The sequence below is a fragment of the Alteromonas marina genome (assembly GCF_000808575.1).
Classification (GTDB): domain Bacteria; phylum Pseudomonadota; class Gammaproteobacteria; order Enterobacterales; family Alteromonadaceae; genus Alteromonas; species Alteromonas marina_A.
Genome location: NZ_JWLW01000066.1, coordinates 77,598 through 101,920, shown reverse-complemented (window position 1 = coordinate 101,920; position 24,323 = coordinate 77,598). Strand labels below are relative to the sequence as shown.

Genomic DNA, 24,323 nt, shown 5'->3' with positions numbered 1-24,323 from the left:
CTTTACGCCTCAACGTTTTCAGCGGAAGAATCTAATAAGTTATATTTTTTGAGATAGCCTCGTAGCTGATGATAAGTTAGGCTCAATTTTTCTGCGGTTTTCTTTTGATTAAACTGACTATCAGCAAGTGCCTGTTTTATCATATCTATCTCATGTTGTTGAGAGCGTTCTTTCAAATCTATGGGATATTCAACAATTTCTTGCTTTGGAGCTGGGGCAAGCGGAGTAACGTCGACATTTTCTGTCCGCTCGCTAACAAATGGGATGTCTGTCTGTACTTTTTTGTTAACCGAGTCTGATGTGCTCACTCTATCGTTTGTTTTTACTCTGCTCTTTGGACGATAGACAGACTCGAATGGATCAAGCACTATTTCATGTACTGGAAGATGAGGGTTGTTAGTTCTATAAACTGCTCGTTCGACCACGTTTTTGAGCTCCCGTATGTTACCAGGCCAATCATAGTCAAGTAGCGTGCGTTTGGCTTTCTCGGTAAATCCGCTAAATAACTCCATCTCCATTTCGCGGGCCATGTTAATAGCAAAATTTTCGGCTAACATCATGATGTCCTCACGACGTTCGCGAAGAGGAGGGATAGTAATAACGTCAAACGCAAGTCGATCCAAAAGGTCAGCGCGAAACTCACCTGCGTCAGCAAGAGCCGGTAAATCTTCGTTTGTCGCTGCGATAAGGCGAACATCAGTTTTTACTGATTTGCTGCCACCAACGCGCTCAAACTCACCGTATTCAACGACACGAAGCAGCTTCTCCTGAATAAGGCCTGATGTGTTGGCAAGTTCGTCCAAAAACAAGGTACCGTTATGAGCAACTTCAAAACGGCCTTCACGACGTTTTGACGCGCCAGTAAACGCGCCTGCTTCATAGCCGAAAAGCTCACTCTCTAATAAACTTTCGCTTAACGCTGCGCAATTTAGTTTAATGTAGTTTTGATCCCAGCGCTTAGAGAGGAAGTGGAGTCGGGCCGCTATCAGCTCTTTACCTGTGCCTCGCTCGCCTATAACAAGCACTGGCTTGTCTAGCGGTGCAATCTGTGAAATTTGTTCTAAAACTTCTAGAAAACTATTCGCTTGACCAAGCAAATTATCTTGCTGTCGATACCTACTCATTAAATCCCTCAAAATTTAGTCATTTCGACCAATTAATAGTGTAGAACAAAATAAATTGATAAACGAGTATTATTTGGCTGCGTGAAAAATGTATAAAAAATAGTAAGTTAGCATCGACGGAAAGTTGGCAAGTATATTGAATACTATGTTTACCAAGAGTAACCTATTTATCAAGTGTGGTGTTTTTAACACTTACCATTTTTAGCAAGAGGTAATTATTATGGGTATCTTCTCGCGTTTTACAGATATTGTGAATTCGAACATTAATGCGCTTTTAGACAAGGCAGAAGATCCTGAGAAAATGGTTAGATTAATCATTCAGGAAATGGAAGACACATTGGTTGAGGTGCGCTCTGCATCTGCAAAAACCTTAGCCAATAAAAAAGAAATTGTTAATCAAATTGCCAAGTATGAAAGCGATGCAAGCGACTGGGAAGCGAAAGCAGAACTTGCGTTAAGTAAGGACAGGGAAGACTTAGCACGTGCTGCACTGCAAGAAAAGAAAAAGTCTGCAGAAGCTGCCGACGCACTAAGTAAAGAACTGGCCATTGTTGATGAACAAATCAGTAAACTTCAGGATGAAATTGGTCAGCTTCAAGAAAAGCTTGCGGATGCTAAGAGTCGTCAGAAGGCGATTATTATGCGCCAGAAAACGGCTAGCTCACGCCTTGAAGTGAAAAAGACGCTAGATAGCTCTAAAGTTGATAATGCGATGGGACGTTTTGAGCAATACGAGCGTAAGATTGATGACCTTGAATCCCAGGTAGAAGCCTATGATTTAGGTAAAAAGACACTGCAAGACGAGTTTGCCGAGCTAGAAGCTAGCGATAAAGTGGAAGACGAACTTGCGGCGTTGAAAGCGAAAGTTAAAGGTGCGAATCAAAGCGCTGAAAAGTCAGAATAATAAGAATAGGGTGTACCCTCCTGATGTTAATTCGGAGGGAGGGTAGTTACATCAGAGTTTGTAGGAGAGATTGAGATGGATGAAGGTACAATTGCAGTGTTGGTTATGCCCCTTGTGGTGTTCTCAATATTCGTAGCTCCCATTTGGCTAATTTTACACTACCGCAGCAAAAAGCAGGTCAACCAAGGACTGAGTGCAGAAGAGCATGCTTCCTTACAAGACCTAGCCGAGAAAGCTGAGAAGATGAGTGAGCGAATTGAGACATTAGAGGCCATTTTGGATAGCGAGGCGCCTGAGTGGAGGAATAGAGCATGAGAAATGGTAAACAGCTCTATCGAAATCCAGAAAATGCAAGGATCGCAGGCGTCTGTTCAGGGGTAGCCGAGTATTTTGGCCTTGAAACCTGGTTAGTTCGAATTTTAGTAGTAACAGGTTTCTTTTTGTTGGCTGGACCTTTCATCTTTGTTGCTTATATTGCAGCTTGGTTCATTCTTGATAAGAAGCCCATTGGGTTGAAAAATGCACCTGCACAACCTGTTTTTTCAAAAGGGAAGGGCTGGACAAATCCCAACGGTGGTCAGGTAAAAAGTTCAAAAGTCGAAGTGAAGACGAAAGTGTGGCAAGCGGGTGAGCCACCCAAGCAGGCATTTCATGATATTCGTAATCGCTTTGAAAAAGCCGAAGTCCGCCTTCGCAAAATGGAAACATATGTAACGTCTCGCGAATACCAACTCAATAAAGAAATTAGTCGTCTTTAATTGGCGATGGTGCGACAAGCAAACTTGAATGAAGCCGCTCGTGTTGAGCGGCTTTTTGTTATATAAAACAATGCGTTTGCTTGGTTTTGTAAAATTCCTGTTACAGCAAAATCGAGTCGCTCGTAAGGGCTTACACTTTTCGACGTCACGAATTTCATTAGACTGATAGGCAAGTTTTTAACTCTTATTGGTTACAGAAGTTATGCCAAAATCAACGCAATACCAGTCGAGACAATCTGATGAAAATGGCATTATCCATTGGTCAGATGAAGAGAATCAGATTTGGTCTGAACTCTACGCGAGACAAATTCCGCTGGTGAAAGAAAGAGCGTGCCAAGAATACTTGGACGGGCTTGATTTGTTGAAGTTAAATGAAAAGGAAATCCCTCAGCTACCCGACATCAACAAAGTACTGATGGAGAAAACGGGTTGGCAAACAGCCGAAGTGCCTGCGTTAATTAATTTTGGTGAATTTTTCAGATTACTGGCGAATAAGCAATTCCCTGTTGCCACCTTCATTCGTACTCGTGAAGAATTTGACTACCTGCAAGAGCCCGACATCTTTCATGAAGTGTTTGGTCATTGTCCGTTATTAACTAATCCAGCATTTGCCCATTTTACCCACACTTACGGCAAGTTAGGTTTAGCTGCTAGCAAAGAAGACCGAGTTTATCTTGCTCGTCTTTATTGGTTCACCGTAGAGTTTGGATTGGTGCGCGCGAAGGATGAACTTAAGATATATGGCGGCGGCATCTTATCTTCACCTGGCGAAACCATATACGCATTGGACAGCGACACCCCATTGCGTAACCCGCTTACTGCAATTGATGCGCTTCGAACACCTTATCGCATTGATATTATGCAGCCTCTTTATTATATCTTACCGGAATTCGACCATCTGTTTGAATTAGCGGAAATGGATATTATGGCACTCGTAGAAGAAGCGAAGTCTTTAGGGCTATTTTCCCCACTTTTCCCACCTAAAGAGAAAAAAGCCAGCTAACACTATTGTTAATTAAATGTGTTTTATATAGGATGCCGCTCACTGAAGCGGCATCTTTTTTATTTGGTATGCGCGGCCTTTTAATCATGCTCTCTGCGCGTTCTTGAATGTGTGATTCATCGCAAATTTAACCATCTGTAACATTTATCTTGTTATCTTTTTGTAAAAGTATGGTATTCTGTACATATATGTTTACAAAATAGCTATAACACCCTATGCGTCTAGAAATAAGCTGTCAGGACCGTCTTGGAATTACTCAAGATGTTTTAGATATTCTCGTTACTAAAGAAATAGACCTACGCGGTATTGAAATTGATCCCGCAGGTAAAATTTTCCTTAATTTTCCCAATATCGAATTTGCAGATTTTCAACATCTTATGCCTCAAATTCGCCGTATTGACGGGATCGATGATGTGAAGACGACCCTTTTCATGCCAGGAGAGCGTGAAAAAAATCAGCTGTCCGCGATCTTAAGAACGCTGCCCGACCCTGTGTTCTCAATAGACGCTAAAGGTAACATCTTATTGTGTAACGAAGCGGTGAGCGCTGGGCTTGAGATGCCGAGCAGTGAAATCGTAGGTACAGATATCAGCGAGGCTGTTAAGGGGTTCAACTTTACAAAGTGGATGGATGGAAAGTCACCAGGTCCACAATCTTCAAAAGTGAAGTTCATTCAACAGGATTATCTTGCCGATATGCTGCCTATAACTGTACCTGATGGTGAGAAAAATATGATCATGGCGGGTGCCGTAGTTATCTTGAAATCAGAAATGCGCCTTGGTCAACAATTTACAGCTTTTCACCAGTCGCCCACCGACAGTTTTGATCGCTTTATTACTCAATCTCCGTTTATGAAACGCGTCGTTCATGAAGCGAAGCGAATCGCTGATTTAGACGCTCCTATTTTAATATTCGGCGAAACGGGAACGGGTAAAGAAATGATTGCCAGAGCATGTCATCAGTCTAGCCGCCGCAGCGAGGGTGCGTTTCTGGCGCTTAATTGTGCTTCATTACCTGATAGTGTGGCAGAAACTGAGTTATTTGGTTATGCGGCGGGCGCATTTAATCAACCAAATGCAAAAGTAGGTCTGCTGGAGCAGGCGAAAGGCGGTACTTTATTACTTGACGAAATAGCGGATATGTCTTCACAGCTTCAGGCCAAATTACTACGCGTTCTTGAAGATGGTGAATTTAGAAGAGTAGGAGATTCTGAGCCCGTTAAGGTAGATGTTCGATTTATTTGCACTACCTGCCGTGATTTAGGACAACTTGTAGAAGAAGGGAGATTCAGAAAAGAACTCTACTACCGCTTAAATGTACTAAGTCTAGTTATGCCATCATTAAAAGACCGAAGACAAGATATCGTGCCTCTTGCCGAGTCGTTTATTGTCCAACACAGCACAAAGCTAGGCCGTCGTCCTGCGAAGCTGAGCAAATCATGCGTTGATTTTCTACAGCAGTATCCATGGCCCGGTAACGTAAGACAGTTGCAAAATGCATTATATCGCGCGTTGTCACTGCTTGATGGCAAGGAAATAACGAAGGAAGATATTCAACTTCCAAGCTGTGCCCCCAGTGTCACCTATATAGATGAGAACTTTGACGGAACATTAGATGAGGAAGTGAAGAAATTTGAGAAGGACCTGCTCAAGCGATTGTACCCTTCCTATCCGAGTACTCGCCAATTAGCCAAAAAGTTAGGTTTGAGCCACACAGCTATTGCTAACAAGCTGAGAGAGTACGGCATCAACAAAGCGACGGTTAAGCTTTAATTCATCCATGTGCTGACCTTTGTTATTTGGCTAGGGTCAGCGCGTTTCGTTATTGTCTCTTATTCATCCAATAGCACAACAACATTACCTGTTACGAAAAATTTACATTGCCTGAATAGCAAGCCTGCTGTGGCATATCTATATGACAGTCGATGTAGTGCGTACATCCTTTCTTACAGCGGAATAAAACTTCGTCGCTCTAACACTTCTCAAGTTATACCGACTAGTGGCATAACTATACCTAGAAACCTAACGCTTATGCATAGAGCTGTAGCGCTGAAGCATCAAATTCGTTGTTCACGCCAATTGATCTAACACTCAAGCTATAAGCGCAGCAAGTAAATTATTCGTCGAGGAAAGAACAATGAAATTAGCGACCTACAAAAATGAAACCCGCGATGGCTGCCTGATGGTAGTGTCGAAGGATCTTTCTCGCGCGTGCAGTGCACAAGACATTGCGAAAACGATGCAGCAAGCATTAGATAACTGGAAAGAGATTGCTCCTCAGCTTCAGATGAAATACCAAGCACTCAATGATAACACGTGCGACAGCGTACCCTTTGACGCGTCTCGCTGCGAGTCACCGTTGCCTAGGGCTTATCAATGGGCTGACGGAAGTGCTTATGTGAACCACGTAGAGCTTGTGAGAAAAGCAAGAAATGCAGAAATGCCGGAAAGCTTTTGGACTGATCCCCTGATGTATCAAGGTGGTTCTGACGATTTTATCGGACCTCTTGATGACATCATATTACCAAGCGATGACTGGGGAATAGATTTTGAAGGCGAAGTAGCGGTTGTCACCGATGACGTTCCGATGGCGTGTTCACCAGAGCAAGCTTCAGAGCGTATCCGTCTTGTTATGCTAGTTAACGATGTCTCGCTTAGAGGGTTGATACCTGGCGAACTAGCGAAAGGGTTCGGCTTCTTTCAATCAAAACCTGCTTCTAGCTTCTCTCCTGTGGCGGTAACACCTGATGAATTAGGCGATGCGTGGAAAGATAGTAAAGTGCATCTGCCTCTGCGTTCAACCTATAACGGTGAATTGTTTGGCAAGCCAGAAGCGGGTCAGGACATGACATTTGATTTTGGTCAATTAGTTGCACATGCAGCGAAGAGCAGAAATCTAGGCGCCGGCGCTATCATTGGCTCAGGCACGGTTTCAAATAAGCAAGGTACTGATCACGGTTCAGCTATTAGTGAAGGCGGAGTGGGTTATTCATGCATTGCTGAGGTTCGAATGATTGAAACGATTCGCGACGGTAAACCTTCCACGCCTTTCATGCAGTTTGGCGATCGCATTCGCATTGAAATGCTTGATAGAGAAGGCAACTCAGTATTTGGTGCAATCGAACAGCAGGTTAAACCATTGAGCTAACTACTTAGCAGGTTGCTTTAAACGGATATAAGCATTTGAGTGGGTAAATAGGTTTACCATTAAGATGCTTTGTTGTTTTCCGCACTATTGTTGATGAAGGAAGTTGACTGCAGATAAACAAGTACGAGCAGGCGCTTCCTTAACACTCGTTTGATAAGTGGTGAGTACATGAGCATAAAACTTTACGGCTATTGGCGTTCAACTGCTTCGTATCGAGCGCGCATTGCGCTTAACTTAAAAGGTGTTGAATACGAGTATGTGCCAGTACATCTTGTAAATAATGGTGGTGAACAGCATAGCAGTGAGTATTCACGGCTGAACCCCGCACATCTTGTTCCAACTTTCATTGACGAAGACGAAGATATCATTCTTAATCAGTCATTAGCCATTATTGAATATCTTGATGAGAGATATGAGAGTGAACACAGGCTAGTGCCCGAGCACTTAACAGATCGGGCGAGAGTGAGAGCGTTGGCGCAAGATATCGCTTGTGATATTCAGCCCATCGGCAATCTTCGCGTGTTAAATGCCCTAAAGGGGCACTTCGATGCTTCTCAAGACGATGTGGCTAAATGGGCCGCTCACTGGATCACGCTTGGTTTTGATGGCATTGAAAAACGTTTACAAACTCAAGCGGGTAAATATTGCTTTGATTTCGACGTGACATTGGCCGACATATGCCTAGTGCCTCAAGTGTATAATGCACAGCGTTTTAATGTGGATATGAATCGCTATCCGCTAATCAGTAAAATCGTAAAAAACTGTAACGAGTTGAGTGCATTTGAACACGCACGGCCTGAAAACCAAGCAGACGCAATTTGAGTGTTAGGGTCAGAGTCGTGACACTGACCCCATAATTCTTTACTACTGTCGCTTAATGGGAAGTTCGGTGGTGTTTTTCACTTGTTTGAGCGCAAAAGTTGAACTTAAGTGGTCAACAAGAGGGAGGTGCGTCAATTTCGTTTTAAGTAAAAACTCGTACTCTTCAATACTTTCCACTATCACTTTCAGCAAATAGTCTTTTTCGCCGCTAGTTGTGTGGCATTCAACAATTTCATCAATGTTTTGAACTGCGTTTTCAAAATCGGTCAGTGAGTCGCCGTCATGATTCTTAAGCGTGACATAGATGAATACTGACACGCCCAAATTCAGCTTTTTGCTGTTTAGCAGAGTGACCTTACCAAGAATAATACCGTCGGCTTCCATTCGCTTGACCCTTCGCCAACATGGCGTATGTGACAAACCAACACGCTGACTTAAATCTGCCATTGATACCGTGGCGTCCTGCTGAAGTACGCGTAAAATCTCACGGTCAAACTTATCCAATTTCATTAACACTGCTTCCGTCGTTTTTATGATGTTTATTATATATCAAAAAAAATTCTAGGATAGCTGTCCTAGAAAAATAGTATTCAAATCCGTTGTGTTTCAGTTTGTAAAATTCATTAACAAACTTCGCAAGGCCTGTCCTCAGAGCAATCAGATACACTTGGTAAAATGTTGCCGATGTTTGCAAGGCCGACTCTAAGGCTCCAAGTGTATCGCAAATAGTTATCATACACTCACATCGACCCAAACGAGCACTGTTTAGAATTCGTGACAGCTCGGGCTTGGGTAGGCTTTAACTCATTACAGTATTAATAGGGAAAATATGTCAGTTTTTGATCACCCAGAGTTCGATAATCACGAACATGTTGCGTTTTATCACGACGAGAAGGCGGGCCTGAGTGCCATTATTGCTGTACACAACACTAATCTTGGCCCAGCACTTGGTGGCTGTCGAATGTGGCCTTATGTCAATAGCGGTGAAGCGTTGACCGACGTACTGAGGTTATCTAAAGGTATGACTTACAAAGCCGCAATGGCTAACTTAGAGCTTGGCGGCGGCAAGTCGGTAATAATCGGCGATCCTCGTAAAGCCAAATCGCCGGAAATGATGAAAGCGATGGGTAAGTTTGTAGAGTCTTTGGGTGGCAAGTATTTCACCGCCGAGGACTCAGGAATTTCTGTAACAGATTTGCAAACTATGGCAACGGAGTCTGACTACATAGCGGGTGTTAAAGCGCAGTATCACTACGCCGGTGAAGTGCCAGATGGAAACCCTGCACCGTCGACTGCCTATGGCGTGTTTGTAGGTTTGAAAGCGACAGTAGAGTATGGTTTAAAGCGTAATTTAGACGGGGTGAGCGTGGCTATTCAGGGAATGGGACACGTTGGGTATCGACTTGCCAAGCATCTACACGAGCAGGGCGCTAAACTCTATGTCGCTGATATTTATCCGGAAGGCGTTCAAAAAGCGGTGGCTGAATTTGGCGCAACTGCAGTGGCACCAGAAGAAATTTTAAGTTTAAACGTTGATGTGTTGGCGCCATGCGCATTAGGTGCTGCAATAAACGATCAAACGCTACCGGCAATAAAAGCAAAAGTCATTGCTGGTGCCGCTAATAATCAGTTGGCACGGGAAGATATTGGTGAATTGCTTCAGCAACGCGGTATCTTGTACGCACCTGATTACGTAATCAATGCGGGTGGGGTGATTGACATCTTTCATCAGCGTATGGAATCAAGTTCTAACGAAGCACTTCGCACACATATTGAACAAATCGGTGAGACGCTAAAAGAAATTTATACCCGCGCAGAGCGAGAGGGCGCCGCGACTAACCGTGTTGCAAACCTTATTGCTGAAGAGAGATTTTTTATAAAGGGTTGAAAACTCAAAGCCAAATAGTCATAATGCGCCCCGCAATCAAGCAGGGGCGAATGACTTTGCTTTGAATGCGAGTTTCTATGGTGGGCTTTTGGTCCTCCCGCAATGATACTCTGTGAACCCGGTCAGGCCTGGAAGGGAGCAGCCGCAGCAGACGACTCATGTGCCGGGATGTGGCTGGAGGCCCGCCACCCAACTATCTACTCTATTTCTTCTATATTGTCTTTTCTGCTTTTTTCAGTTTCATCTAAGTATTTCAACCCCTTGCTTATTGCGTGCTCAACATTCATTTCCATTTGATTGCGTTCACTTTGCGGCAGATAGAATGCCATGTCGACCTCATATCGAATATAGCGCGGTGGAACCTGATTTAACGCAAGGCAACATAAGTCGGCCAAATAGTCGGGACTTTTAGTTTTATCAAGCCCAAGCTGACTTATCCTTTCTAATACAAGATGTTCATAATAGTTGTGAATGTCATCGTCTAGTTTCACCTTGGTTCCCCTTATAATTTTTGGAAGCATCTTGCTTTAGCGGTTTGAATAGTATGCGAGCAATAAATTACACAAGAAGCATCTAGCTTAAAAGCATCTTTAGCTTATACAAACCCTTCAAGCTTGAAATGGATACATTCGTTTACGCCCATCGCGTAACGACGTTACCCTAAGCTATGTAACCTTATAATGTATAGCTTGTATTCTGGGGATGTCGAGGTGACGGTGTTAGTATTACACGGTCCAAATCAGTAATAAGGCAATAATAAAATGAAGAAAAATATAGAGCCCTGCTACTACGGCGATTACTTGCATTTAGATAAGGTACTAGGCGCGCAAGAATTGCAAAGTGAGAAATACGGCGATGCGGCGCACGAAGAAATGTTGTTCATTATCGTACATCAGGTTTACGAACTCTGGTTCAAACAGGTCCTCCACGAACTTAATGCCGTTATTGATACGTTTAACCAAGAAAAGGTGAAAGACCAGCAGTTAACGTTAGTTGTACACAGACTGCAGCGAATCATACAAATTCAAAAACTTATGAACGACCAAATTGCCATTATGGAAACCATGACACCACAGCAGTTTCTGTCGTTTCGAGACTATCTTGTGCCCGCATCGGGCTTTCAGAGTATCCAGTTTAAGCGTTTAGAAATTTCTCTCGGCTTAAAACGTGACTTTAGGATCGATTTTGATAAGCAAAGCTTTTATAACCGACTGACCGATAAAGATAGGGCGCTACTAGAGAGCCTCGAAAGCAAACCGAGTTTGTTTGAACTGGTCGATAATTGGCTATTTAGAATGCCGCTATTAAAAACCGAAAGGTTCGATTTTTGGCAGTACTACAAAAATGCAGCTGACGAAATGTTGAAGGATGACCAGCACACCATTTCTACCAATGATATGTTGTCAGAGGCTGAAAAACGTCAGGAACTTAAAGACCTTCAAGCCACTACGGAAAACTTCGACGCCCTGTTTGATGAAGCTAAATTCGAAAAACTTAGAAACGAAAGTAAATTCCGGTTAAGTCATAAAGCTTTACTTTCGGCGCTGTTTATAAAGCAGTATTCAGAAGAGCCTATCTTTAATCTTCCGTTTCAACTGATTACAGCATTAACTGAAATAGACGAACAACTCACTATCTGGCGCTACCGTCATGCAATGATGGTTCAGCGTATGCTGGGTACTAAGATTGGGACCGGAGGGTCTTCTGGGCACCATTATCTGAAGAAAACTACTGAATCTAATCGTATCTATTTAGACTTTTTTAATATGGCAACATTTTTATTGCCTAAAAGTGCGTTGCCTGAGTTACCCGAATCTGTGAGAAAGCAGTTAGGTTTTTATCTACAGTAAATATTAATATGCGAAAAAGTTTATTTATATTAGTAGTTTATCGAAATTTTTGGAGGGTTCTACGGGTAATCGCTCAAAAGAATCGTTTCGTCGCAATTTGTCCTCAAATGAGTTGATCGCTCCGCTCTGTATAGTCAATTATCCTTTTGGATAATATTTATTATCTTTAATAAATACAAAGATTTAGGTTGGCTTAATTGATTTTTCATAAAAGCTTAATACTAAATCGAGACTAACCAGGGAATACGTACATGTATCAAATCAAGAGAAGTGCAGTTGCATTAGCGGTTGCACTGTCAATTGGTGCAACTGCACCAGCTTTAGCAAATAACACCAATGGTTCTATTCAAGGAACATCTGTTCAAATAAATGGCAGCAGCCTTGCAAATGTTACCGTTACCATCGAAAACTTAGATACGGGTCTAACACGTTCTGTACAAAGTGATGAGTCAGGAAACTTCCGCTTTCCATTACTTCCTGCTGGTAACTACAAAGTTACCGCCGAAAAGAATGGATTTCGCACTACCATTCAAGAATCTGTAAAAGTTGGCATTAGCGGCAAAACAAATCTAGATATGCGTCTTGCCAGCGATGACGTAGAGCGTATTGAAGTGACTGGTACTACGATTGCGATGGTTGATGTAACAAGTTCAAGCACGGGTATTATTGTAGATAGCGTTACACTCGATAGAGTACCGGTCCCACGTAACCTGACTTCTGTAGCGCTATTAGCACCAGGTACTACTCAGGGTGACTCAGCATTTGGAGATTTGCCTTCAATTGGCGGTGCGTCTGTGGGCGAAAATGGTTACTACATTAACGGATTAAACATCACTAACTTCCGTACTGGCGTGGGTTCAAGTGAGCCACCGTTTGATATGTACGAAACGTTTGAAGTAAAAACGGGTGGTTATTCAGCTGAGTTTGGACGTGTAACAGGCGGTGTTATCAACGCTAAAACCAAAAGTGGTACTAACGAATTCAAAGCGGGTGCCAACTTTTACTGGGAACCAGATGCACTACGTGAACAGCGTGATTCGTCTCGTAATAACAAAAACAATTTGTATCGCATCGACAATACGCGAGATGAAATAGACGAGTGGGATGTCAATGTCTGGGCGAGCGGTGCACTAATAGAAGACAAGTTGTTCTTCTATGCACTATTTAACCCTCGTTCAGCTGAAAATAATTACGTAAGTGACCAAACAAACACCAGTAGCGGCGTATCACAAAACGGCTTTTTTGAAAAAGATGATGATGCATTTTGGGTTGCCAAATTAGACTGGTACGTTACAGAAAATAATATTCTTGAAATTACTGCATTTTCTGATGAACGTTCAACAGAAATCACGACTTATGACTCTGTTGACGGCGGTGAATTCACTGACGGTCGTGTAGGTTACGAAGATGAAGGTGGGCTAAACTACACGGCCAAATGGACAAGCATCATTAATGATGATTTCTCAATCTCTGCTCAGTATGGCATTAACAAACAAGACAGAACCGTGCGAAGCGAGTTAGATGGCAACCCGGTTGTTTATTACCGCTATGACAGCACGGCAGCGTTCGTTCCAACAAATACATGGGCTAACTTTACGGCAGAGCAAGGCGATGATGAACGTGAAGTTATTCGATTGGATGCTGATTGGTACGCAGGCGATCACTCAGTACGATTTGGTGTTGATTATGAGAAGCTTACTTCAAACAGCAATACCATAAACTCAGGCGGTGCATACTATCTATACTATGTTGATGACAGCGATCTAGCTAACGAGGAAATTTACCAAGTTCGTTATCGCGATTATAACGTCGGTGGTCAGTTCGACTCTGAAAACTTTGCTTTTTATGTTCAAGACCAATGGCAGGTTACTGACACCTTGGTCATTAACGCCGGTATTCGTAACGATACATTCGAAAACTTCAATGCGGACGGTGAGTCTTTCGCTAAACTCGACAATCAGTGGGCACTTCGTCTTGGAGCAGTATGGGACGTGTTTGGTGATGGCGAGACAAAAGCATGGGCGAGCTACGGCAGATACTATTTACCTATTGCTGCAAACACGAATATTCGTCTAGCAGGCGCTGAAACTTACACACAAGAGTACTACGCGTTTGAAGGTTTTGCTGATGAAGCCTTGGGGATCCCTAATCTGACGGGCGCTAAAACTCAGCCTGATGATGTATTTGCTGACGGTACCGCGAAATCACCAGATGAAATTGTGGATCAAAACTTGGATTCAATGTACTCGGATGAATTTATCGCGGGTTACCAATTCCAATTGAACGATGAATGGAGCATGTCAATTCAAGGTACATATCGAGAACTTTCTACCACTATAGAGGATATGGCAATTGATGCGGCGGTTATTGAGTGGGCCGCAGCGAATGGCTACGGCGACGTATCTGATATCTGGGATGGGTTTCATCAGTATGTACTTACAAACCCTAATTCTGATATGCGTATTGGTACTACCGAGCTGCCAGGTGCTGAAGGTGAGTTAGTTTACATGGACCTATCAGCCGAAGATTTGGGCTACCCTGATTCAATTCGTAAATATGCAGCGGTAGACTTTATGTGGCAACGAGCTTGGGACGGAGTATGGATGCTGAACGCGGCGTACACGTGGTCACATAGCTGGGGTAACAACGAAGGCTATGTACGCTCAGACAACGGTCAGGATGATGCAGGTTTAACAACCTTATTTGACCAACCAGGTCTGCTTGATAATGCTTATGGTGACTTACCGAATGACAGACGTCATCAAGTTAAGCTTTACGGTGCTTATGCTGTAACTGACGACTTAACCCTTGGGGCAAACTTACAGTTTTGGACTGGCCGCCCTATAAATGCATTTGGCTATCACCCTACAGATCTCTTTGCTCAAGCCTATGACTCTGAGTCGTTTTTTGCCGGTGGTGAGCCAGCGCCTCGTGGCTCGCGTGGCCGTACGAGCAGCTATTACTCAATCGATGTTTCTGCCTCATACAATATAGATATTGGCGAAGATCAAACATTGGTAGTTCGAGCTGATATTTTCAATTTGCTTAACAACGACCGTGTAACAGAAGTTAATGAAATATATGACGATGAGAGCTCGGCTGACCCAACAAATCCTGATGTAAACCCAAATTATGGTCTACCGACCGCATGGCAAACACCTAGATATGTTCGTTTCAGCGTAAATTACTCGTTTTAAATAGTGTTATAACTTAAAATAAGAATAGGCGCGGGTACACTCTAGGTGTAAACCGCGCTTTTTTATTTGCAAAGTTTAAAAAGTGTACAGGTGGGTTGTTTTTTGTGCTTCAAATGTTAAGCGTAAGTTAATATTTACAAAAGGAGATAAAAAGTCGAAAAAAAATTGAACTTTTGTGGAACACCCGTCTGATCTGAGTTGACCGTCCGCTTATGATGTGGTTATTATCAAAGTGAGGCTTCGACCTTATTAATAATAATTCGTTATATAAACGATTTAAGAAACACACACTAAGAGTTTTAGTGGTCCAGGGAGACAATACATGTTTACAAACTCTAAGCTGGCTAAGTCAGTTAAGCTAGCGTGCGCATTCGGTGCGGTAGCGGCGACAGGAATTAGCGTACCAGCGTACGCTCAAGAAGATGCACAGGTAGAAGAAGCTGCAGTTGAAAAAGTGCAGGTTGTTGGTTCTCGTATCCGCAAGGTTGACTTCGTAAGCAACGCGCCAGTTGCTACTGTTGGTATCGAGCAATTTGAATTAACCAACTCGGTTAACACCGAAGCGCTTCTAAACACACTACCACAAACAATTCCAGGTCTAGACCGTTCGTCTAACAACCCAGGTGGTGGTATCGCTACAGTTGACCTTCGTGGTCTTGGCACAAACAGAACATTGGTTCTTATTGACGGTGTTCGCGCTGTTCCTACTACATCTGGTGGTACAGTTGACATCAACACAATCCCAGCGGCGCTTATCGAAAACGTAGAAGTACTAACAGGTGGTGCATCTGCGGTATATGGTTCTGACGCGGTAGCGGGTGTTGTTAACTTTGCGCTTAAAAAGAACTTTGAAGGCGTAGATTTCAATACAAGTTTTGAGACTACTGAAGAAGGTGACGCTGAAATTTGGAACGGCTCACTTACTTTAGGTGGTAACTTTGCAGATGATCGCGGTAACGTTGTTGTAAGTATGCAGTACACTGAGCGTTCAGCGCTTTTTGCTGACTCTCGTGATATCTCTAGCGTTGCACTAACAGACGCTGCAAATGCTGACGGCAGTTTGTTCCTAGAACCATTCGGTTCATCGGGCGTACCAGGTACGTCAATCTTCACTTCTGGTCTGCCAGAATCATTCAACAGTGGCGCCATTTTCAACCAAGATGGAAGCATTCGTCCATTCGTACAGGGTGGTGCTGAGAATGATTTCTATAACTTCGCTCCAGTAAACTATCTTCAGTTGCCACAGCAGCGTCATAACATTACAGCAATGGGTCATTTCGAAATCAATGACACTACTGAAGTGTATATGCGCGGTAGTTTTGCAAACAGTGACGTTCCTCAGCAGCTAGCAGCTACACCTATTTTCCAAACGTCGACGTTTACGCTTGACGGCAACCCATTTATTGACCCAGCAGCACAGCAGATTCTTTCTGATGCTGTAGGTGGTGACGTTGATACTGATGGTGATGGTATTGCAGACACAGGTACTGCGTTCCTTCGTCGTCGTTTGCTAGAAGTTGGTCCTCGTATTGTTGAAGACGACAACACGATGTTCTCAATGCTTGCTGGCCTTCGTGGTTCATTCGGTGATTCAGCATGGACATATGACACGTACTTCCAAACTGGACGCGTTAACCAAAACTCAATCCAGTTAGGTAACGTAAACCGTGCACGTTTTGACCAAGCACTTATCCTTGCTACGGATGAAGCTGGAAATGTTATCCTAGACGCAGACGGAAACCCAAGCTGTGCAAATACTGCAGCGAATGGTTCACTAGTTAGTTGTTCACCTATGAATCTGTTTGGTGAAGGCAACATTTCTGCTGATGCTGCAGACTTCCTTCGCACTCGCGTAAACTCTACGTCTGAGTACGAACAGAAACTTTACGGTTTCAATATCAGCGGCGACACAATGGACTTCTTTGAACTTCCAGGTGGCCCAATCGGAATCGCGTTTGGTTTTGAGCGTCGCGAAGAGAGCTTCTCTTTTGATCCATCGCAGGATCTTGCAGCTGGTACAATTGCTGGATTCAACGGTTCAGGTCCAGTTGCTGGTGCCTTTGACGTAAACGAATATTTTGTTGAAGCGTATCTACCTCTTGTAGAAGGTGTTGAGTTTGCTGAACTTGTTGATTTAGAGCTAGCATATCGCTACGCAGATTGGTCAACAGTAGGCGGCGTAAATGCTTATAAGATTGCGGGTTCATGGACTGTTAACGACACTCTTCGTTTCCGCTCAAGCTTCAACCGTGCGGTACGTGCTCCGAACATTGGCGAGCTTTTCTCACCACAGAACGAAGGCTTCCCACCAGCTGAAGATCCATGTTCATCAAAAGCGTCTAACCAATCTGATGCAGTTCGCGCAATTTGTACAGCGACAGGCGTTCCTGCTGATGCAGTGTTTACTCCAACACTTGACGCAGTATCTGGCCAGACTCGTCAGGTAAGTGGTGGTAACCCTAATCTTCAAGAAGAAACAGCTGACACAATGTCTGTTGGTTTCGTAATTACGCCAATGGACGAACTAAGCGTGTCTGTTGACTACTTCGATATTGATATTGAAGACGCGGTATTCGGTTTTGGTGGTGGTACCAACAACGTTCTTTCTACGTGTTATGACCCGTCAAATGAACTAGGTGGTGTAGGTTCTGCATTCTGTGATGTTGTTAACCGTCGCCCAGATGGCTCTATTGATTTCGTAGAAATTCTTAGCCAGAACGTAGGTTCAATCAAACTTACTGGTGTTGATATCGTAGCTGACTACGCTATGGAAGTAGCGGGCGGTGACATGCGTGTTAACTACCTTGCTACTTACACAACTGAGAGCTCGTTCCAGTCATTCGCTGGTTCAGAGGTTATCGATTGTGCGGGTACATTTGGTAATACTTGTGGCGAGCCAACTCCTGAGTACGTTCACCGTATGACAGTCGCTTGGGGTATGGACGACTTTGACGTTCAGCTTCTATGGCGCTTTATCGGTGCAACTGAAGATGATGATGAAGGTACTGTTTACTTCCAAGAAGACACTGGTTCATTCAGCTACTTCGATCTGTCAGGTACTTACCACATTGGCGAAAACTATCGTCTAAACGCAGGTATTCGTAACCTAGCAGACCGTGAAGCGCCTCGCTTCGGTGGTAATGCTGAGCAGTCAAATACATACCCTGCAACATACGATGTATTTGGTAGAACTTACTTCGTAGGTATCTCAGCTAGCTTCTAATAGCTTATTGCTTTATAAAAAAGTGGGCATTGCCCACTTTTTTTTTGCTCTTTATAAGGAGAATCATGGGTACAATAGACGACTGGAATCAGTACTGGAAAGAAAATCCTGATAGCAAAGTGTTGTTCACTGAAGACAATGGCAAAAGCATTTCAGATTTTGAGCAGTTTTGGTCTCAAAACATACCAAATGATACAGAAATGCAGAGCGTAATAGATATAGCTTGCGGTGCTGGTGCTCTTTTTCAAAGTTTCGGAGATAAACCTTTTAATCGCAAAGTAGGTTTAGATTGTAGTACAGATGCACTAAATTCCTTGAAAAAAAATGTTCCTGATGCCCAGGTTATTTTGAATAAGACGTCCAATCTTCCCAAAGAAAAACTGCTCGAGTTTGATTTTATTGTAAGTCAGTTCGGTATTGAGTATTTAGGTGTCGACGCAATTAAAAACATGCCAACGATGATGAAAGAAGGCTCGAAATTCATTGCACTTTGTCACTACAAAGACGGACACATATATTCTCGATATAAGCGTGAAAAAGAGGGGATGGAGAGCTTATTTGAAATTCATGCCTTTGAAAATGCATTACAGATAGCTAATCTGGTCGCGACTGACCCAAACGCTTATGAAAAACGAGCTAAACAATATCTATCTCATCTATCAACATTGGACAACAAGTGGTGTGCGGGAAGCCTTCATTTCGTCAATGGAATTAAGCAGTTATTTCTATCTTACAAACAATATGCCCATTCTGATATATTGGCATGGATAAAGGGCTTTGAGCAGCAGTTAGGAACGATCTATCGTCGCGTATCTGCTATTTGTGATGTTGCGTTATCAACTTCTGACATAAAACAGATAACCAGTGGAAAATATTCAGATAGCTGGGGTGTTCGCCCGTTTTTACTCAAAAATAAAGAATTACCAGTAGCATGGGATTTGAGATTTAATAAAAGAGTGAATAATGAGAAAGCTTGAAAGCATAATGAGCCTTCATCAGAAAGGCCATTTGACAGAGGCTGAGGCAGGTTATAAATCACTGTTTGATAAGAATGCTTCTGATATAAACTTAAATTATCTATACGGAAAATTACTTCTCGATACTAACAGAGCCGAAAATGCGTTGTCGCTTTTGACATATGCATATGAAAAGACGCAATCCAATATTACCGTACTATGTGAATATGCTAAATGTCTTCTAGTCCTAAACAGATATGAAGACGCCTATCGTTGTCTAGCACCTTTTAATAACAATTCATTCGAAACAACAAAGCTCTTTCTTCGAGCCGCTAGCGGTGTTTGTAATGACATCGAACTAGAGAGTTGGTATCAAAAATTAAAAACCTCTCAAAATAATATTGCTTTAACCAATCATGTCGCAGGGCTATTCGATAGTAGAGGAGTGCTTACAAAGGCCGCTGAACTTTATAAAACTGTTCTCAAAGAGGACCAGAATAACACTACAGCGCTGCATAATTTAGCGACAGTTTTTAGGCGTTTAGAAGATTCTGAAAAGGCGCTAAACCTTTTACAGCGAGCTAAATTAAATGGGCTTAACAATTTTCAGCTGTATCATAACCTAGGCAATGCGTATTCAGACCTGAATAAACTTGAAAGCGCAATAGAGTCATATGAAAGAGCCATCCAGTTAAACCCTTATTACGTCGACAGCTATAAAAATCTTGCATCTATATACGCAGAAGTTGGTTTAATCAATAAATCGTTAGCGATTTTTGAGTCTGCCATTCAAAGCGGGAATACTAGCAATGAAATGCTTATTGCATTGGCAGAACAATATTTGCGAATGGGGAACGTCGAGTTAGCTGAAACTTTATTGAATAGTCACCCTAATTTAGATCGTTCGTCGACAGCATATTTACAATGCAAGGCACGCCTATACCACGCAGGTGAAAATTACCAAGAAGCTTTTAAGCTGTTAAAGGATAAAACTGACTCAGCTTTGATGCTAGACGCCGCGCAGTACGCATTGCAGGTAGATAAGCCAGACTATGTACTTAATGCTATGCCACCATTAACAAAATCAAGCGATTCATCTGTAATGGCAAAGGCCTATTTGACTGTGGCAGAGAGACTTTCAAAGCGCAATCTGCATCGAGAAAGTTACTGTCGTTATTCAGAGTTAGTGCGAACTTTCCAGTTACCTGACGTGGTTGGAGGGAAACCAGCTAGCCACTTTATTGCCTTGTTAAAAGATCATGTATCTCAGTTGCATAATGCCAAATCGGCACCTCTTCAACAGACGGTCAATGGTGGTACTCAAACTCGTGGGAATATCTTGTCTTCGAAGAATGAGCACCTAGCAGAATTACGCCTTTTTTTTGAAAACTCTGTCAGGGAATACATATCAGAAGTTGAAGCAATAGAAGATCTGCATGAGTTCGTTGTGTTGCCCAACAAGGATTTTACAATCGTAGGAGCGTGGTCCGTCTTTCTATCTGATAAAGGCTACCATACCAATCATGTCCATCCAGAAGGGCGATTAAGTGCTGTTTTTTATATTGAAATACCATCTGAATTATCACATGAAGAACATGAGGGATATCTGTCTTTTGGTACGCCAAATTTTAAACTTAAAACTGATCTAACTCATGAGTTCACTGTTCGGCCTGAAGTTGGAAAGCTAGTCATTTTCCCCTCTTATTTTTGGCACGGTACCATCCCATTTAAATCTGATGAAAAGCGTTTAACTATAGCATTTGATATCTCATCTTCTTGAATTATAAAAAGAGACAACAATGAAAAATTTTTGGAACAAAGACTTAAACTTCGATGAAATTAAATCGAACTTCGCTAAAGACGGCAAAGTAAGAGTTAACAAAGTATTGGACTTCGAGTTTGCTGCACTTTCATTTCAAGCATTAAACGAGAGAGTTGAATTCGATACCGCCATGTTTGTGGATGGTAAAAATGCTGTGATGAGTAAAAAAGAATGGACTGAGTTAGAAGACACGCAGCGTCAGCAGATATATTTCAATTTAATGGAAAATGCAGCAATGGGTAATGGTTTCTCTTACGGGCGTAAGTACATAACAGCCGAAGAAAAAGACCCATTTCTGCTCAACTTTTATAAAATTGTAAATAGTAAAGAGCTGTTAGATGTAGTTAGTAACATTACAGGAATAAATGATATTAACTACGCTAGCATGCAAGCAACAAAGTATATTCCAGGCCAGTTCTTAACTCGGCATAGAGATGACGTTCAATCTGAAGGCAGAAAATTGGCGTATGTTTTCAATTTGTCGCCAGAATGGCATCCTGATTGGGGAGGATTGCTACAATTTTTCAAAGAAGATGGTGAGACCTTAGAAAGCTGGACTCCCTCATTCAATACATTAAGTTTGTTTGACGTGAAACATATACATAGCGTCACGTACTTAACACCTTTCGCTAAAAAACCGCGATACGCATTAACTGGCTGGTTTGGAACTCGCTAGGTATTTGACCAACTCTCGCAGCGGCAAGCTACAACTTGACTTAATTGATTTAGAAAAGGACGCTTAAGTATATGAATATAATTTAAGCGATCAATCTCGAAAGTTGTAGATGTAAAGAGGTCGTTACTTGACTCATTACACCGTTCCATGTGAGTATACTACGTTCGTAGTACTGACTATTGACGTCGGTGCTACATTCCTGAAACAAAATTGTGAAAGTTTTATACGCCCCTTGCCCGAATATTTTCCTTATCGGCGAGGATTCAAATAAGAAATTTGGTTGGGAACTATGTCCAAAATGAGCAAGAGAACTCTTATTGCTTCTACTGTTATGGGTGCATTCGCACTAACAGGTAGTGCAGTCTCTGCAGATACGCTTGAAGATCTTCATAAAGAAGAAGCGAAAATCCACGCGGCTGCAGCGAAATCTCAAGAAAAAATCAACACGTTGTTTGAACAGTCTCAAGAACTACTTGTTGAGTATCGTCAAACAGTAGATGAGACAGAAAACCTTAAAATCTACAATGATTACATCGCTAGCCTTGTTGCAGATCAGCAGCGTGGAATCGACTCTCTACAGCGTCAAATCGACAGCATCGAACAAACTAAACAGGGCATCGTTCCTCTTATGTTCCGCATGATTGACAGCCTAGAGCAGTTCATCAAGCTAGATCGTCCAATTCACTTAGACGAGCGTCTTCAGCGCGTTGAGCGTCTTCGCGATCTAATGGCTAACTCTAACGTTACTGTTTCTGAGCAGTTCCGTCAGGTACTAGAAGCTTACCTAGTAGAAGTTGAATACGGTACGAAAATCAACTCTTACCAAGGTACTATCGACGACGCAGGCACAGAAGTTACTGTTGACTTCTTTAACCTTGGTCGTACGGCGCTAGTTGCACTTTCTCTTGACCAAACTCACGCGTGGGTATGGAACAACGAAAGCCGCGCATGGGAAAAACTGGGTGACGAGTATCTGTCTTCAGTTGTTGACGCAGTTAAAATGGCTAACAACGTCATTCCTGCGGATCTGATTAAACTACCAATTAGCGCAGCGGAGTAATTGTTAATGAAACCAGTATTCAAATCTCTTTTAGCCGCTGCGACAGTTGCAGTTGCAGCAACCGGAGCGCAGGCTCAGGAAGCAAAGAGCCTGAAAGATCTTCTAGACCAGGTTCAACAGAACCGCGTTTCTGAAGCTCGCCTAGACAAGCAACGCGAAGCTGAATTCCAATCAGCACGTGCTGACAAACAAGCACTACTTCGCAAAGCACAATCAGACCTTAAAGCTGAACAAGCTCGTGGTGACCGTCTACAGAAGCAATTCTCTGACAACGAAGTTACCTTAAACGAAAAAGCAGCTGAGCTAGACCAAGCGACAGGTACACTTGGTGAAATGTTCGGTGTGGTACGTCAAGCATCTTCTGAAGCTTACGGCCGTATCTCTACATCAATCGTAAGTGCACAATTCCCAGGCCGTGGTCAGTTCCTTGCTGAAATGTCAGAAGACTCTAAAGGTCTTCCAAACATTAAAGAACTAGAAGACCTATGGTTTGCACTTCAAAAAGAAATGACTGAAGGCGGTGAAGTAGTTAAGTTTACCACTGAAGTAGTTAATCTTGACGGTGGTTCTTCACAACAAGAAGTTGTACGTGTTGGTACTTTCAACCTTGTTGGTGAAGCAGGCTACCTAGCGTATGACGCTGAAGCTGAAGTTGTTCAGCCTCTTGGTCGTCAACCAGATGGTCACTTCGTAGCTTCTGCTAACGATCTAATTGACGCTACTTCTGGTATTGTTCCTTTCTTTGCTGACCCTTCTCAAGGTGCAATCCTTGGTCTATTGAAGCAGAAAGCGACGATGTCTGAGCGTTATCACGCAGGTGGCCCTGTTGGTTACACAATCACGCTTATGCTAGCGATTGGTCTACTAATTGGTGTTTACAAAATGATCACGCTTACGATCACTGGTGGTAAAATGCGTTCACAGCTTAAGAACGTTAACAGTCCTTCTGAAGGCAACCCATTAGGTCGTATTCTTAAAGTGTACCAAGAGAACAAAACTGCTGATGCAGAAAACCTTGAGCTTAAACTTGATGAAGCGATTCTTCGCGAGCTTCCAAAAATTGAAAGCGGCATCAATGTAATCAAGATTTTCGCAGCGATTGCACCTCTACTAGGTCTACTAGGTACAGTACTTGGTATGATCGAGACGTTCCAAACCATCACACTATTCGGTACTGGTGACCCACGTATGATGGCAGGAAGTATCTCGATGGCTCTTGTAACTACTGCTCAAGGTATTATTGCGGCTCTGCCTCTAATCCTTACTCATAGCATCGTAGCTTCTCGTAGCAAGTCAATCATCCACATTCTTGATGAGCAAACTGCGGGTATCGTAGCTGCTCACACAGAGTCGGAGAAAGCGTAATATGAATTACCTGATTGGATTATTCGAATCGGTCAGGGACTTTATCGCTACCGGCGGTGACGTACTATATTTCGTTGCTGCCGCGCTCTTTCTCATGTGGGTTTTAATGATTGAGCGTTACTGGTATTTAACTTCGGTCTTCCCTAAGGTGAAGAAAAACATCATCGCGAATTGGGATGCCCGAGCAGATACCACATCATGGTATGCGCATAGAATCCGTGACGCGTGGATTTCTCAAGCGTCAGACGATCTAAACGCTAGAATGCTGATTATCAGAACCATTATTGCAATGTGTCCACTAATCGGTCTACTTGGAACAGTAACCGGTATGATCAGTGTTTTCGAGACAATGGCAACACAGGGCACCAGCAACGCACGTCTTATGGCAGCTGGTATCTCTATGGCAACTATTCCGACAATGGCGGGAATGGTAGCCGCGCTATCTGGGCTGTTTATCAGTTCACGTCTTGAAGCGAAAGTGAAGCTGGCAAGAGAAGGGCTAGTTGATAGCCTGCCACATCATTAGAG

Annotated in this window: 20 protein-coding genes and 1 other RNA gene; 18 read left to right on the top strand and 3 right to left on the bottom strand. The window is 42.9% G+C overall.

What is annotated here, in order from left to right; all coding sequences use genetic code 11:
• Positions 1-2 precede the first annotated feature (2 nt).
• Entirely contained in the window at positions 3-1,124 is a 1,122-nt protein-coding gene (pspF, locus tag RJ41_RS16200; RefSeq protein WP_039222987.1) for a phage shock protein operon transcriptional activator, read from the bottom strand.
• 220 nt (positions 1,125-1,344) lie between these two features.
• Here pspF and pspA point away from each other — a divergent pair, with 220 nt between their 5' ends.
• From pspA to maiA, 7 genes are all read left to right on the top strand, one after another.
• Positions 1,345-2,028 (top strand): phage shock protein PspA, encoded by a 684-nt coding sequence (gene pspA, locus RJ41_RS16195; RefSeq protein WP_039222986.1) that lies wholly within the window; start codon positions 1,345-1,347, stop codon positions 2,026-2,028.
• A gap of 75 nt (positions 2,029-2,103) precedes the next feature.
• Positions 2,104-2,343: an envelope stress response membrane protein PspB gene (gene pspB / locus RJ41_RS16190; protein ID WP_039222985.1), complete on the top strand. Its 240-nt coding sequence runs from the start codon at positions 2,104-2,106 to the stop codon at positions 2,341-2,343.
• The gene (pspC, locus tag RJ41_RS16185) at positions 2,340-2,786 is read left to right on the top strand and encodes an envelope stress response membrane protein PspC (protein WP_039222982.1); all 447 of its coding nucleotides are present in this window, start codon (positions 2,340-2,342) and stop codon (positions 2,784-2,786) included. Before pspB ends, pspC begins: the two co-directional genes overlap by 4 nt.
• Positions 2,787-2,988: 202 nt before the next feature.
• On the top strand, positions 2,989-3,789 hold the full coding sequence (gene phhA / locus RJ41_RS16180; protein WP_014948685.1) for a phenylalanine 4-monooxygenase: 801 nt from the start codon (positions 2,989-2,991) through the stop codon (positions 3,787-3,789).
• 215 nt (positions 3,790-4,004) lie between these two features.
• Complete coding sequence (tyrR, locus tag RJ41_RS16175; protein WP_039222980.1) at positions 4,005-5,561, top strand: transcriptional regulator TyrR; 1,557 nt, start codon at positions 4,005-4,007, stop codon at positions 5,559-5,561.
• A gap of 364 nt (positions 5,562-5,925) precedes the next feature.
• Complete coding sequence (locus RJ41_RS16170) at positions 5,926-6,936, top strand: fumarylacetoacetate hydrolase family protein (RefSeq protein ID WP_039222978.1); 1,011 nt, start codon at positions 5,926-5,928, stop codon at positions 6,934-6,936.
• 168 nt (positions 6,937-7,104) lie between these two features.
• The gene (gene maiA, locus RJ41_RS16165) at positions 7,105-7,758 is read left to right on the top strand and encodes a maleylacetoacetate isomerase (RefSeq protein ID WP_039222976.1); all 654 of its coding nucleotides are present in this window, start codon (positions 7,105-7,107) and stop codon (positions 7,756-7,758) included.
• Between the two features lie 42 nt (positions 7,759-7,800).
• Here maiA and RJ41_RS16160 read toward each other — a convergent pair whose 3' ends face one another.
• Positions 7,801-8,268: an Lrp/AsnC family transcriptional regulator gene (locus RJ41_RS16160; protein ID WP_014948689.1), complete on the bottom strand. Its 468-nt coding sequence runs from the start codon at positions 8,266-8,268 to the stop codon at positions 7,801-7,803.
• 319 nt (positions 8,269-8,587) lie between these two features.
• On the opposite strand from RJ41_RS16160, the gene RJ41_RS16150 reads away from it, so the two are divergent.
• Positions 8,588-9,646, top strand: coding sequence for a Glu/Leu/Phe/Val dehydrogenase dimerization domain-containing protein (locus RJ41_RS16150; RefSeq protein ID WP_039222970.1), 1,059 nt, complete (start codon positions 8,588-8,590; stop codon positions 9,644-9,646).
• 86 nt (positions 9,647-9,732) lie between these two features.
• Positions 9,733-9,829: signal recognition particle sRNA small type (gene ffs, locus RJ41_RS18985), an RNA gene on the top strand.
• A 14-nt stretch (positions 9,830-9,843) separates the two neighbouring features.
• On the opposite strand, the gene RJ41_RS16145 is transcribed toward ffs, so the two are convergent.
• Entirely contained in the window at positions 9,844-10,137 is a 294-nt protein-coding gene (locus RJ41_RS16145) for a late competence development ComFB family protein (RefSeq protein WP_039222968.1), read from the bottom strand.
• Positions 10,138-10,407: 270 nt separating this feature from the next.
• On the opposite strand from RJ41_RS16145, the gene RJ41_RS16140 reads away from it, so the two are divergent.
• The 9 genes from RJ41_RS16140 (at position 10,408) to RJ41_RS16100 (ending at position 24,321) form a co-directional block, all read left to right on the top strand.
• The gene (locus RJ41_RS16140; protein ID WP_039222966.1) at positions 10,408-11,496 is read left to right on the top strand and encodes a tryptophan 2,3-dioxygenase family protein; all 1,089 of its coding nucleotides are present in this window, start codon (positions 10,408-10,410) and stop codon (positions 11,494-11,496) included.
• Positions 11,497-11,747: 251 nt separating this feature from the next.
• Entirely contained in the window at positions 11,748-14,693 is a 2,946-nt protein-coding gene (locus tag RJ41_RS16135) for a TonB-dependent receptor (RefSeq protein WP_039222964.1), read from the top strand.
• Between the two features lie 322 nt (positions 14,694-15,015).
• The gene (locus RJ41_RS16130) at positions 15,016-17,916 is read left to right on the top strand and encodes a TonB-dependent receptor domain-containing protein (RefSeq protein WP_039222962.1); all 2,901 of its coding nucleotides are present in this window, start codon (positions 15,016-15,018) and stop codon (positions 17,914-17,916) included.
• Between the two features lie 65 nt (positions 17,917-17,981).
• On the top strand, positions 17,982-18,893 hold the full coding sequence (locus tag RJ41_RS16125; protein ID WP_039222960.1) for a class I SAM-dependent methyltransferase: 912 nt from the start codon (positions 17,982-17,984) through the stop codon (positions 18,891-18,893).
• Positions 18,880-20,652, top strand: coding sequence for a 2OG-Fe(II) oxygenase family protein (locus RJ41_RS16120; RefSeq protein ID WP_039222959.1), 1,773 nt, complete (start codon positions 18,880-18,882; stop codon positions 20,650-20,652). The genes RJ41_RS16125 and RJ41_RS16120 overlap by 14 nt, the downstream gene beginning before the upstream one ends.
• Before the next feature lie 19 nt (positions 20,653-20,671).
• The gene (locus RJ41_RS16115; RefSeq protein WP_039222957.1) at positions 20,672-21,370 is read left to right on the top strand and encodes a 2OG-Fe(II) oxygenase family protein; all 699 of its coding nucleotides are present in this window, start codon (positions 20,672-20,674) and stop codon (positions 21,368-21,370) included.
• Between the two features lie 298 nt (positions 21,371-21,668).
• Positions 21,669-22,430 (top strand): DUF3450 domain-containing protein, encoded by a 762-nt coding sequence (locus RJ41_RS16110; protein WP_014948702.1) that lies wholly within the window; start codon positions 21,669-21,671, stop codon positions 22,428-22,430.
• Positions 22,431-22,436: 6 nt separating this feature from the next.
• Positions 22,437-23,795: a MotA/TolQ/ExbB proton channel family protein gene (locus tag RJ41_RS16105; protein ID WP_039222954.1), complete on the top strand. Its 1,359-nt coding sequence runs from the start codon at positions 22,437-22,439 to the stop codon at positions 23,793-23,795.
• 1 nt (position 23,796) lies between these two features.
• A complete protein-coding gene (locus RJ41_RS16100; RefSeq protein ID WP_012517736.1) occupies positions 23,797-24,321 on the top strand; it encodes a MotA/TolQ/ExbB proton channel family protein in 525 nt (174 codons plus the stop codon).
• Positions 24,322-24,323 lie beyond the last annotated feature (2 nt).